Origin of the sequence: Kitasatospora sp. NPDC057692 (assembly GCF_042799475.1) — a bacterium.
Classification (GTDB): Bacteria; Actinomycetota; Actinomycetes; order Streptomycetales; family Streptomycetaceae; genus Kitasatospora.
In genome coordinates this window covers 21513-33302 of record NZ_JBHVIV010000092.1, presented here as the reverse complement: position 1 = coordinate 33302, position 11790 = coordinate 21513, and the positions used below count along the sequence as shown (strand labels likewise).

At 74.6% G+C, this 11790-nt stretch carries 13 protein-coding genes; 11 read left to right on the top strand and 2 right to left on the bottom strand.

Features of this window, described 5'->3' with window-relative positions; all coding sequences use genetic code 11:
- Nucleotides 1-267: 267 nt before the first annotated feature.
- The 4 genes from alr to ACFVFS_RS34475 all read left to right on the top strand — a co-directional run bounded on the left by alr (nucleotide 268) and on the right by ACFVFS_RS34475 (nucleotide 3636).
- Entirely contained in the window at nucleotides 268-1464 is a 1197-nt protein-coding gene (gene alr / locus ACFVFS_RS34490) for an alanine racemase (RefSeq protein WP_380628826.1), read from the top strand.
- Nucleotides 1461-2681, top strand: a complete 1221-nt coding sequence (locus ACFVFS_RS34485; protein WP_380628825.1) for an alpha/beta fold hydrolase — start codon at nucleotides 1461-1463, stop codon at nucleotides 2679-2681. Before alr ends, ACFVFS_RS34485 begins: the two co-directional genes overlap by 4 nt.
- A gap of 112 nt (nucleotides 2682-2793) precedes the next feature.
- Nucleotides 2794-3291 carry a tRNA (adenosine(37)-N6)-threonylcarbamoyltransferase complex ATPase subunit type 1 TsaE gene (gene tsaE / locus ACFVFS_RS34480; protein ID WP_380628824.1) on the top strand — a complete coding sequence of 166 codons (498 nt, stop codon included), beginning with the start codon at nucleotides 2794-2796 and terminating at the stop codon, nucleotides 3289-3291.
- Nucleotides 3292-3417: 126 nt separating this feature from the next.
- The gene (locus ACFVFS_RS34475) at nucleotides 3418-3636 is read left to right on the top strand and encodes a hypothetical protein (protein ID WP_380628823.1); all 219 of its coding nucleotides are present in this window, start codon (nucleotides 3418-3420) and stop codon (nucleotides 3634-3636) included.
- Between the two features lie 54 nt (nucleotides 3637-3690).
- Here ACFVFS_RS34475 and ACFVFS_RS34470 read toward each other — a convergent pair whose 3' ends face one another.
- Entirely contained in the window at nucleotides 3691-4347 is a 657-nt protein-coding gene (locus ACFVFS_RS34470; RefSeq protein ID WP_380628828.1) for a hypothetical protein, read from the bottom strand.
- A gap of 264 nt (nucleotides 4348-4611) precedes the next feature.
- On the opposite strand from ACFVFS_RS34470, the gene tsaB reads away from it, so the two are divergent.
- The 5 genes from tsaB to ACFVFS_RS34445 all read left to right on the top strand — a co-directional run bounded on the left by tsaB (nucleotide 4612) and on the right by ACFVFS_RS34445 (nucleotide 8221).
- Nucleotides 4612-5268 carry a tRNA (adenosine(37)-N6)-threonylcarbamoyltransferase complex dimerization subunit type 1 TsaB gene (gene tsaB / locus ACFVFS_RS34465; RefSeq protein ID WP_380628822.1) on the top strand — a complete coding sequence of 219 codons (657 nt, stop codon included), beginning with the start codon at nucleotides 4612-4614 and terminating at the stop codon, nucleotides 5266-5268.
- A gap of 59 nt (nucleotides 5269-5327) precedes the next feature.
- The gene (gene rimI / locus ACFVFS_RS34460; RefSeq protein ID WP_380628827.1) at nucleotides 5328-5861 is read left to right on the top strand and encodes a ribosomal protein S18-alanine N-acetyltransferase; all 534 of its coding nucleotides are present in this window, start codon (nucleotides 5328-5330) and stop codon (nucleotides 5859-5861) included.
- Nucleotides 5854-6942: a tRNA (adenosine(37)-N6)-threonylcarbamoyltransferase complex transferase subunit TsaD gene (gene tsaD / locus ACFVFS_RS34455; RefSeq protein ID WP_380628821.1), complete on the top strand. Its 1089-nt coding sequence runs from the start codon at nucleotides 5854-5856 to the stop codon at nucleotides 6940-6942. The genes rimI and tsaD overlap by 8 nt, the downstream gene beginning before the upstream one ends.
- Nucleotides 6939-7202, top strand: a complete 264-nt coding sequence (locus tag ACFVFS_RS34450; protein WP_380628820.1) for a hypothetical protein — start codon at nucleotides 6939-6941, stop codon at nucleotides 7200-7202. The genes tsaD and ACFVFS_RS34450 overlap by 4 nt, the downstream gene beginning before the upstream one ends.
- Nucleotides 7203-7303: 101 nt before the next feature.
- Nucleotides 7304-8221: a polysaccharide deacetylase family protein gene (locus tag ACFVFS_RS34445; RefSeq protein ID WP_380628819.1), complete on the top strand. Its 918-nt coding sequence runs from the start codon at nucleotides 7304-7306 to the stop codon at nucleotides 8219-8221.
- On the opposite strand, the gene ACFVFS_RS34440 is transcribed toward ACFVFS_RS34445, so the two are convergent.
- Complete coding sequence (locus ACFVFS_RS34440) at nucleotides 8197-9405, bottom strand: methyltransferase domain-containing protein (protein WP_380628818.1); 1209 nt, start codon at nucleotides 9403-9405, stop codon at nucleotides 8197-8199. The genes ACFVFS_RS34445 and ACFVFS_RS34440 overlap by 25 nt on opposite strands.
- A 279-nt stretch (nucleotides 9406-9684) precedes the next feature.
- On the opposite strand from ACFVFS_RS34440, the gene groES reads away from it, so the two are divergent.
- Nucleotides 9685-9990 (top strand): co-chaperone GroES, encoded by a 306-nt coding sequence (groES, locus tag ACFVFS_RS34435; RefSeq protein WP_014136232.1) that lies wholly within the window; start codon nucleotides 9685-9687, stop codon nucleotides 9988-9990.
- A 115-nt stretch (nucleotides 9991-10105) separates the two neighbouring features.
- Nucleotides 10106-11740 (top strand): chaperonin GroEL, encoded by a 1635-nt coding sequence (gene groL, locus ACFVFS_RS34430; protein WP_380628817.1) that lies wholly within the window; start codon nucleotides 10106-10108, stop codon nucleotides 11738-11740.
- The last annotated feature ends 50 nt before the right edge of the window (nucleotides 11741-11790 follow it).

The following is an 11790-nucleotide window of genomic DNA, read 5'->3' as shown; positions in this document are numbered from 1 at the left end:
GGCGGGGGGGGGGGCGGGGGGGGGGGGGGGGTGGGGCGGCGGGGGGGGGCGGGGGGGGGGGGCCCGGGGGGTGGGGCCCGGGGGGGGGCCCCACTCCCCACTCCACCGAGCCGCCTATGTAGACCGGTCTGCATATTTCGGGGCTTCGGGGACGGGCGGGAACCGGGGTGTGATTCGGGGGCGTCCGGAGGGGGTGGGGGTTGTGGGGGGCGGTGTGCCGACGGGCTGTTCGGCGAGGACCCTGGGACGTCTGGGAGACTGACCCTGATGACAACTGCGAAGACGACCGTTATGGCCACCCTCACCGAAGGCGCGCGGGCCGAGGTGACCATCGATCTCGCCGCCCTGCGCGGCAACCTCGACGCGCTGCGCGAGCGCATCGGCGGTACCACGGTGATGGCCGCGGTCAAGGCGGACGCCTACGGGCACGGCGCCGTCCGGTGCGCCCGGGAGGCGGTCGCCGCAGGAGTCCGCTGGCTGGGCACCGCCACACCGGACGAGGCGCTCGCGCTGCGCGCCGCCGGCATCCGGCCGGACCAGGCCCGCATCCTCTGCTGGCTGTGGACCCCCGGCGGCCCCTGGCGGGAGGCGCTCTTCGCCGACCTCGACATTTCGGTCAGCGGCCAGTGGGCGCTCACCGAGCTGCTCGACGCCGTCCGCGCCACCGGGATCCCCGCCCGGGTCCACCTCAAGGCCGACACCGGCCTCGGCCGCAACGGCTGCCAGCCGCACGACTGGCCCGAGCTGGTCGCCGCCGCCCGCCGCGCCGAGCTGGACGGCCTGCTGACCGTGGTCGGCGTCTGGTCGCACTTCGCCGCCGCCGACGAGCCCGGCCACCCCTCCATCCAGGCCCAGCTGGACGCCTACCGCGCCGCCCTGGCCACCGCCGAGGCGGCCGGCCTGCGCCCCGAGGTCCGGCACCTGGCCAACTCGCCGGCCACCCTGCTGCTCCCGCAGTCGCACTTCGACATGGTCCGCACGGGCCTGGCGATGTACGGGCTCTCACCGGTCCCGGACGTCGGCTCGCCGGCCGACTTCGGCCTGCGCCCGGTGATGTCGCTGACCGCCCGGCTGGCCCTGGTCAAGCACGTCCCCGGCGGCCACGGCGTCAGCTACGGCCACCACTACACCACCCCCGGCCCGACCACCCTGGGCCTCGTCCCGCTCGGCTACGGCGACGGCGTCCCCCGGCACGCCAGCGGCATCGGCCCGGTGCAGATCGACGGCAAGTGGCGCACCGTGGCCGGCCGGGTGGCGATGGACCAGTTCGTCGTCGACCTCGGCGGCGACACCCCGCTGATCGGCGACGAGGTGCTGGTCTTCGGCAACGGCGACCGCGGCGAGCCGACCGCCGAGGACTGGGGCCGTGCCTGCGGCACCATCTCCTACGAGATCGTGACCCGGATCGGCCCCCGGGTACCGCGCCGCTACGTCGGCGGCCTGGACGAGGACCTGCTCGGATGAGCGAGCAGGCCGGCACCGACCCGGCGGGGGCGGTGAGCGGCGTGGCCCGCGCCGTCAAGGCGGCCGGGACGGCCACCGGGGTGAGCCGGGCCGGCCTGATCGGCATCTCGGTCGGCGTGCTCGCGGCCGGCGCGGCCGCGGGCGTGGCGATCGAGCGGCTGACGGTCGGCCGGACGATGCGCCGCCGGGCCCGCGCCGAACTGGACGCCAAGGCCCCCTACGGCTCGCTGCGCGGTCGCCCCCGCACCGTCGCCGCCGCGGACGGTACCGAGCTCTACGTCGAACTGGACGGCACCGACGGCCGGAACGGCTCCGACGGCACCGACGGCGGGCCCGAGCCGCTGACCGTGGTCTTCTGCCACGGCTACTGCCTCAACCAGGACAGCTGGCACTTCCAGCGCGCCGCCTTCCGCGACGACCTTCGCCTGGTCTTCTGGGACCAGCGCAGCCACGGCCGCTCCGAGCGCTCCCGCTCCTTCCTGGCCGGCGAGCCCGCCAGCATCGACCAGCTGGGCGGCGACCTCAAGGCCGTGCTCGACGCCGTCGCGCCGACCGGCCCGCTGGTCCTGGTCGGCCACTCGATGGGCGGCATGACGGTGATGGCGCTGGCCGACCAGGACCCCGGGCTGTTCCGCGAGCGGGTGGCCGGCGTGGCGCTGATCGGCACCCTGGCCGGGAACTGGGACGCCGTCACCTTCGGCCTGCCGCAGGCGGGCGCCAGGCTGTTCCGCCGGGTCGCGCCGGGCATGATGAGGCTGCTCGGCCGTCAGGTGGACCTGGTCGAGGCGACCCGCCGGCTGGGCGCGGACGTCAGCGCCGTCCTCTACCGGAGGTTCTCCTTCGGCGGGAAGGACGTCGACCCGGGCGTGGCCCGGTTCGCCGAGCAGATGCTGGACGCCACTCCCATCGACGTGGTGGCCGAGTTCTACCCGGTGTTCTCGGCACACGAGAAGACCGAGGCCCTCGCCGCGCTGCACGGCATCCCCGCCCTGGTGCTGACGGGCACCAAGGACCTGCTGACCCCGCCCGGCCACGGCGAGGTGATGGCCGAGCAACTGCCGGGCGCCGAGCTGGTCCTGGTCGAGGACGCCGGGCACCTGGTGATGCTGGAGCGCCCGGACGCGGTCGACGAGCGGCTGGCCGCGCTGTTCGAGCGGGCCGCCCGCTTCCGCGGCGCCGCCGTCCCGCCCGCGCCCCCGTCCGTCGAGGAGTCCTAGCGGGCCGGGCCCCGCGGACGCCCGGCGCGGGTGGTGCCGGGGATGTGGCACGGTAGCGGGGGCGCCCGAGAGCCGGTGCGCCGCCGTACGGACCGAAGGGCTTGATTCGCGCATGGGCTCGCACGCCACTCTCACCGCCGCCACCCCCGACCGGATGGGCCGGCTCGGCCGGGAGCTGGCCGCGCTGCTGCGGCCGGGGGACCTGGTGCTGCTCTCCGGCGAGCTGGGAGCGGGTAAGACCACGCTGACCCGGGGCCTCGGCGAGGGCCTCCGGGTGCGCGGCGCCGTCACCTCGCCGACCTTCGTGATCGCCCGGGTGCACCCGTCGCTGGTCGGCGGCCCGGCGCTGGTGCACGTCGACGCGTACCGGCTGGGCGGGGACCTCGACGAGATGGAGGACCTCGACCTGGACGTCTCGCTGCCCGAGTCGGTGGTGGTCGTCGAGTGGGGCGAGGGCAAGGTCGAACGCCTCTCGGAGGACCGCCTGGAGGTCCGGATCGAGCGGGCCATCGGCGCCGAGGCGGCGGCCGACGACCTGGACCCGCGCCGGGTGCTGCTGACCGGGATCGGCCCGCGCTGGGACGGCGTCGACCTGTCCGTGCTGGCCTGAGGGCCCGGCGGGCGCCGGCCGGCCCGGTCACGGTTTGCCGACAGGCTGTCGGGAAGGTGTTGCGGTCGGGGTCCCGGGCGTGGTGGGATGGGTTTTGAGGTTAGGTCTGCCTAACTAGGAGGCGCCATGCCGAGCACCACGCCCGCCCCGGAGCGCGAACCGCGCGGGACCGGGGCCGAGGGGCCCGACCGCCGTGCCGCGGGGGAGCCGATGCGGGCCCTGCTGGCCGCCTGCGCGGCGGCGGAGGCGGTCTCCACCCCGCCCGAACGCCGCCCGGAGGCCGAGGCGCGGGCCGAGCGGTCGCCGTCGGACGGCCGCGCCCACGACACCCGCCGCGCCGCCTGACCCGCTCCGGCCGCACAGCGCGGCCGCACGGCGCAGCCGTACAGTTCGCCCGGGTCAGGCGATCACGACCACCTTGGTGTCCTTCGGCGCGAAGTCCCAGAGCAGCTGGCCGTCGGCCCGGCTGCTGCGGATGCCGCCGGTCTTGGCCGTCTTCGGGTCGCCGCCCGTGCCGCCCGTGCCGCTCCCGATCGAGGACGGCGTCCCCGACGCCGACGCGGACGCCGTCGGCGCGGGGGCCGGGGCGCCGGTGGCGCCGTCGACGGCCGCGCTGAAGCCGAACACCACGCCGTTCTGCTGGGCGAACCGCACCACGTGCTCGATCTGCTTGCCGTCGGTGCCCGTGGTGGACTGGGTGCGGCTGTAGACGGGGTAGCTGCCGGGGAGCGGTTCGACGGTGCCCGGGGTGACCGGGAAGGCGGCCACCACCTGCGGGGTCTTCTTCGGGTCGATCAGCCAGACGTAGTGCGAACCGACCGAGTAGACGACCCGCAGCCCGGTGCCGGTGCCCGCGGCGGGCAGCGTCGGGACGGTCGGTGTGGGCGTGGCGCTCGGGGTGGCCGAGGCGGCCGGTCCGCCGGACGAGGCGGTGGTGCTCGCACCGGGATTGGCGGCGACCGCGCGGTCCTGCGCGCCGTTGGCCTGGAAGGCCAGCAGGCTCACCACCGCCAGGGCCCCCAGGGTCAGCCCCGTGACCACCACTCCAGGACCCATCTTCGCCACGTGTGCTCCCACCGCCGTCCCAAAACCGTCGGCCCCATCGTGCCAGGTTCGCCCGTCCGGTCCGCATCGCGTCGGACGTGTGTTCCGCAGCCGGGCCGGTTTTCGATCGGGCGGCGCACATCCACGGCGCGCACGCCCGCGCGGCACGCCCGCGCCGGTCCGGGCACGCACCCGCGGGCGCGGCGCACGCGCCCCGGGCGGCGGGACGGGACCGCGCCCCGACAGGTCACCGCCCGACCGGTCTAACCTTGACCCGTGCTGCTGCTCGCGTTCGACACCGCTACCCCCGCCGTCACCGCCGCCGTCCACGACGGCACGACCGTCCTCGCCGAGACCGACCAGGTCGACGCCAGGCGCCACGGCGAACTCCTGCTGCCCGCGATCGACCAGGTGCTGCGGGCGGCCGGTGTCGACAAGCACCGGCTGACCGACATCGCCGTCGGCGTCGGCCCGGGCCCGTACACCGGCCTGCGGGTCGGCCTGGTGACCGCCGCCGCGCTGGGCCACGCCCTGGACCTGCCGGTGCACGGCGTCTGCACCCTGGACGCGATCGCCCACCGGGCCCGCGCCGAGGGGCTGGCCGGCGAGCCGTTCACGGTGGCCACCGACGCGCGCCGCAAGGAGGTCTACTGGGCCGCCTACGACGCCGGGGGCCGCCGCACCGAGGGCCCGTCGGTGGACCGCCCGGGCGAGCTGGCGCCGCCGGCGCGCTCGGTCGGCGCCGGTGCGCTGCTCTACCCGGACGCCTTCCCCGGCGCGCGGGGCCCCGAGCACGTCTCGGCCGGCGCGCTCGCCGACTTCGCCGCCGCCGAGCTGGCGGCCGGCCGGGCCCTGCTGCCCAACGCCCCGCTCTACCTGCGCCGCCCGGACGCCCAGGTGCCGGCCGGCTACAAGGCGGTGCTCCCGGCGTGACCGGCCCGAGCACCGACGGGGCCGTGCGCACCGCCGCTCCCGCGGCCGTGCTGCGCCCGATGCGCTGGTGGGACATCGCCCCGGTGCTGGCGCTGGAGCTGGAGCTGTTCCCCGAGGACGCCTGGTCCGCGGGCATGTTCTGGTCCGAGCTGGCCGAGGCCCGCCCCGGCGGCACCCGCCACTACACCGTCGCCGAGGCCCCGGACGGCACGGTCGTCGGCTACGCCGGGCTGATGGCGGTGGCCGGCGAGGGCGACGTGCAGACCATCGCCGTGGACGGCCGCCACCAGGGCGCCGGCCTCGGCGCGGCGCTGCTCGCCGACCTGGTCCGGGAGGCCGCCCGGCGCGGCTGCGCGGACCTGCTGCTGGAGGTGCGGGTGGACAACACCCGCGCGCAGCGGCTCTACGAGCGCTTCGGGTTCGAGCCGGTCGGCATCCGGCGCGGCTACTACCAGCCCGCCAACGTCGACGCCCTGGTGATGCGCCTCGACCTCGCGGCCGCCGCCGCCGACGGCGCCGCCGCCCCCGAAGACCTCGACGAACCCGCGGACCACCCGCGACCGGACGTGAAGAAGGACACCCCCCATGGCTGACGAACCGCTCGTCCTCGGCATCGAGACCTCCTGCGACGAGACCGGCGTCGGCATCGTGCGCGGCACCACCCTGCTCGCCGACGCGGTGGCCTCCAGCGTCAACGACCACGCCCGGTTCGGCGGCGTCGTCCCCGAGATCGCCAGCCGCGCGCACCTGGAGGCGATGGTCCCCACCATCCAGCGCGCCCTGGACACCGCGGGCGTCAAGGCGAGCGACCTGGACGGCATCGCCGTCACCGCCGGCCCCGGCCTGGCCGGCGCCCTGCTGGTCGGCGTGAGCGCCGCCAAGGCGTACGCCTGGGCCCTGGACAAGCCGCTCTACGGGGTCAACCACCTCGCCTCGCACATCTGCGTGGACCAGCTGGAGCACGGCCGCCTGCCCTCCCCGACGATGGCCCTGCTGGTCTCCGGCGGGCACTCCTCGCTGCTGCTCAGCGAGGACATCACCACCGACGTCCGCCCGCTCGGCGCGACCATCGACGACGCGGCCGGCGAGGCCTTCGACAAGGTGGCCCGGGTGCTCGGGCTCGGCTTCCCCGGCGGCCCGGTGGTGGACCGCACCGCCCGCGAGGGCGACCGGAAGGCGATCGCCTTCCCGCGCGGCCTGACCGGCCCCAAGGACCCGGAGTACGACTTCTCCTTCTCCGGTCTGAAGACCGCCGTCGCCCGCTGGGTGGAGGCGAAGCGCCGGGCCGGTGAGGAGGTGCCGATCGCGGATGTCGCGGCGTCCTTCCAGGAGGCGGTCACCGACGTGCTGACCCGCAAGGCGGTCAAGGCCTGCAAGGACAACGGCGTCGACCACCTGATGATCGGCGGCGGCGTCGCGGCCAACTCCCGGCTGCGCGAGATGGCCCGGCAGCGCTGCGACAAGGCCGGCATCCGGCTGCGGGTGCCGCGTCCGGGCCTGTGCACCGACAACGGGGCGATGGTCGCCGCGCTCGGCAGCGAGATGGTCTGGCGGGACCGCGCGCCGTCCTCCCTCGACCTGTCGGCGGACTCCTCGCTGCCCGTCACCGACGTGCACGTCCCCCACACGGACTTCCACGGCCAGGCGTACCAGGCCCTGGGCGGGCGGGCGTGAGCACCACCGCCGCGATGTGGGAGGCCCGGGCCGCCGACGGGCGGGGCGCCGAGCTCTCGGCCTGGGTCCGGGAGACCGCGCTGCCCGCGCTGCGCGGCCGCGCCGGGCTGCTGCGCACCGAGCTGTTCGCCGCCCCGGGCGAGAGGGTGCTGCTGATCACCTGGTGGTCCGGTGAGCCGGTGCCGCCGCCCGAGCCGCCCGCCGCCCTGCTGGGCCGTCCGGTGCACCGCTGGTCGTTCACCAGCGAGCACGTGGAGTAGTCCCGGGGCCGTCCGTTCGCACGCCCGAGCGGGAACCGAACGTCCGACCGTTACCGTGCTAGCGAGCGAGAACGCTGAACGGGAGCGGGGAGCACGGCGCGGTGAACAGGCACGGGTGGAGCAGGACGACGGCGTACGCGGTGGGGGCGGCGGTCCTGCTGGCCGCCGCCACCGGGTGCTCGGGCGGGGGCGACAGCGGCGCCGCGTCCGCGGCCCTGGCACCGAGCGGTACCACCGCCCCGGCCGGGTCCCCCTCGCCGCGGACGGGCACGGCGACCCCGCCGCCGAGCGCCGCTCCCGCCCCGGCCGCCACGGACGCCGCCGCCTGGGCGAAGTGGAACCTCACACCGCTGCCGCCCGCGCCCCCGGCGCCCGCCGACAAGCCGGTGAAGCTCCAGCGGACCGGCCCGGTCCCGGTGTTCAGCGAGGTGAAGACCGCCGACAAGGTCGTCTTCGTCACCATCGACGACGGCGCCGAGAAGGACCCGAAGTTCGTCGAGATGCTGACCGACCTCAAGGTCCCGGTCTCGATGTTCCTGACCCGCGACATCGTCAAGGACGACTACGGCTACTTCAAGAAGCTCCAGGCGCTCGGCAACCACGTCCACAACCACACCGTGGACCACGCGCAGCTGAGCAAGGCGGCCCCGGAGAAGCAGAGGTCCGAGGTCTGCGACGCCCAGGCCGCGCTCACCCAGCAGTACGGCACCCCGCCGCTGCTGTTCCGCCCGCCGTACGGCGACGGCGCCCACACGCCCGCGCTCAACTCCTCGGTGCAGCAGTGCGGCCCGCGGGCGATCGTGCTCTGGCGCGAGTCGATGCAGATCCACGACATGCAGTACCAGGCGGCGGACAGGAAACTGCGGCCCGGCGACATCGTGCTCGCCCACTTCCGGGGCCCGAAGGACCTCAAGGGCGAGACGATGACGCAGATGTTCGGGGAGATGCTGGCCCGGATCCAGGAGCAGGGCTTCGCGGTGGCCCGGCTGGAGGACTACATCGCGGCGCCGGCCGGCTGAACCGCCGCGGCCGGGCCGGTCACCGGCCGGCCGAGCATCATCAGCGGGCCGTGGTCGGTGCGGCTGAGGATCACCGTGACCTCGTTCGGACCGGAGGGCTTCAGCTGGCGGCGCAGCTCCTCCGGGGTGATCGCCATCCCGCGCTTCTTGATCACCACCGTGCCGACGCCCCGCTCGCGCAGCAGCGCCTTGAGCCTCTTGATGTGGAACGGCAGCACGTCGGTGAGCTCGAAGCCGTGCGCGTAGGGGGTGTCGACCAGGTGGTCCGAGGTCACGTAGGCGATCTTCGGGTCGATCAGCCGGCCGTCGACCTGCCGCGCCACCTCGGCGACCAGGTGGGCGCGGATCACCGCGCCGTCCGGCTCGTACAGGTAGCGGCCGACCGGGCCGGCCGGCGGATCGGGCAGCTCGCCGCCGGTCAGGCTGGCCCGCTGCGGCAGCAGGGTCGCGCGGTGCGGGTGCCCGGCCCGGGTGCCGAACCAGAGCACGGCCTCCTTGACGTCGCCGTGGTCGGAGACCCACTCGGCCTCCGCGTCGGCCGGCACCGCCTCGTGCGGGATCCCGGGCGCCACCTTGAGCGCGCCGACCGGGGTGCGCCGGCCGGCCTCGATCGCCCAGGACAGCGGCGGCGCGTACGCCTCGGGGTCGAAGACCCGGCCGCGCGAGGTGCGCCGGGCCGGGTCGGTGAAGACCGCGTCGAAGCCGGTGACGTCGACGTCGGCGACGTCCGCGCAGCGCACCTCGACCCGGTCGGCCAGCCCCAGGGCGGCCGCGTTGGCGGCGGTGGCGGCGCAGGCGGCCGGGTCCCGGTCGACCGCGAGCACCTCGATCCCGGCCCGGGCCAGCGCCAGCACGTCGCCGCCGATCCCGCAGCAGAGGTCGGCCAGCCGCTTCACCCCGAGGTCCGCGAAGCGGCGCGCCCGCCACTCGGCGACCTCGCGCCGGGTGGACTGCTCGACGCCGTTGGGCGTGAAGTACATGAGGTCGGCGTCGGCGCCGAACTTGGCCCGCGCCCGCTGCCGCAGCCGGGCCTGCCCGAAGGCGGCGGACACCAGGTCGGCGGGGTGCTCCTTGCGCAGCCGGGTGGCCAGCGCCAGCTCCTCCCCGGGCGCGAAGTCGCGCAGTTCGGCGAGCAGGGCCTGGCCCCGGTCGGTGAGCAGGGGCCGCAGGTCGTCGTTCTCCACCCCGCCATTCTCGCGGGTCGGCGGGTGCCGGGGACGACCGGCGCGGGCCGGGCACGGTCTCGTACGCGCGTACGGTCACGCGTCCGCCGCAGACGGCCGACGGGCGCGTCGTTGGCACTCTGGTTGACTGAGTGCTAACCGCGGCCTATGGTCATCACTAGCACTCCCCACCGGGGGAGTGCTAACGCGACAGTGCGTGTCTGACCCCCGCGACGGCAGATCCGCGAGTTCGCCCCTACCCGTTAGAAAACCCCGTAATCTCCGAAGGGGAGCTCGGACGTGACCACCAGCAGCAAGGTTGCCATCAAGCCGCTCGAGGACCGCATCGTGGTCCAGCCGCTCGACGCCGAGACCACCACGGCCTCCGGCCTGGTTATCCCGGACACCGCCAAGGAGAAGCCCCAGGAGGGCGTCGTCCTGGCCGTCGGCCCGGGCCGCTTCGAGGATGGCCAGCGTCTGCCGCTCGACGTCGCCGTCGGTGACATCGTCCTGTACTCGAAGTACGGCGGCACCGAGGTGAAGTACCAGGGCGAGGAGTACCTGGTGCTCTCCGCGCGCGACGTTCTCGCCATCATCGAGAAGTAAGACGTTCAGCCACGCCCCGGATCCGTGTCCCAGTGACAGGGGACCGGGGCGTGTCTGTTGGTTCACGTAGTCGAGCGGCCGCCGCGACGGTCGCACCCCCGAGGGAATAGGGAACATGGCGAAGATCCTGCAGTTCGACGAGGACGCCCGCCGCTCGCTGGAGCGCGGTGTCAACAAGCTGGCCGACACCGTCAAGGTGACCATCGGCCCCAAGGGCCGCAACGTCGTCATCGACAAGAAGTTCGGCGCCCCGACCATCACCAACGACGGTGTCACCATCGCCCGTGAGGTCGAGCTCGACGACCCGTACGAGAACCTTGGCGCGCAGCTCGTCAAGGAGGTCGCCACCAAGACCAACGACGTCGCGGGTGACGGCACCACCACCGCCACCGTGCTGGCCCAGGCCCTGGTCAACGAGGGTCTGCGCAACGTCGCCGCCGGCGCCGGCCCGGCCGCCCTGAAGAAGGGCATCGACAAGGCCGTCGCCGCCGTCTCCGAGCACCTGCTGTCGGTCGCCCGCGAGATCGAGGGCAAGGACGACGTCGCCGCCGTCGCGACCCTGTCCGCCCAGGACTCGCAGGTCGGCGAGCTGATCGCCGAGGCGATCGACAAGGTCGGCAAGGACGGTGTCATCACCGTCGAGGAGTCGAACACCTTCGGCGTGGAGCTGGACTTCACCGAGGGCATGCAGTTCGACAAGGGCTACCTGTCGCCGTACTTCGTCACCGACGCGGAGCGCCAGGAGGCGATCCTCGAGGACCCGTACATCCTGATCAACCAGGGCAAGATCTCCTCCATCCAGGAGCTGCTGCCGCTGCTGGAGAAGATCCTGCAGGGCGGCTCGTCCCGCCCGCTGCTGATCATCGCCGAGGACGTCGACGGCGAGGCGCTGTCCACCCTCGTGGTGAACAAGATCCGCGGCACCTTCAACGCGGTGGCCGTCAAGGCCCCGGGCTTCGGCGACCGCCGCAAGGCGATCCTCGGCGACCTGGCCGTCCTGACCGGCGGCACCGTGATCTCCGAGGAGGTCGGCCTCAAGCTCGACCAGGCCGGTCTGGACGTGCTGGGCTCGGCCCGCCGCGTGACCGTCACCAAGGACGAGACGATCGTCGTCGACGGTGCCGGCGAGTCGGAGGCCGTCGCCGGCCGCGTCGCCCAGATCAAGGGCGAGATCGCCAACACCGACTCGGACTGGGACCGCGAGAAGCTGCAGGAGCGCCTGGCCAAGCTGGCCGGCGGCGTCTGCGTCATCCGCGTCGGTGCCGCCACCGAGGTGGAGCTCAAGGAGCGCAAGCACCGCCTGGAGGACGCCATCTCGGCGACCCGCGCCGCGGTCGAGGAGGGCATCGTCGCCGGTGGTGGCGCCTCCCTGGTCCACGCCGCCAAGGTGCTGAACGACGGCCTGGGCCTGTCCGGCGACGAGGCCACCGGTGTCGCGGTCGTCCGCAAGGCGCTGCACGAGCCGCTGCGCTGGATCGCCCAGAACGCCGGCCTGGAGGGCTACGTCATCACCTCCAAGGTCTCCGAGCTGGAGCTGGGCCAGGGCTACAACGCGGCCACCGGCGAGTACGGCGACCTGGTCAAGGCCGGCGTCATCGACCCGGTCAAGGTCACCCGCTCCGCCCTGGAGAACGCCGCCTCGATCGCCTCCCTGCTGCTCACCACCGAGACCCTCGTGGTGGAGAAGAAGGAGGAGGAGGCCGACAACGGTCACGGCCACTCGCACGGCGGTCACGGCCACTCGCACTGAGGCCCGGACGACTGACCGCAGGCCCGGTCCGCGCCCCGCGAGGGGCGGCG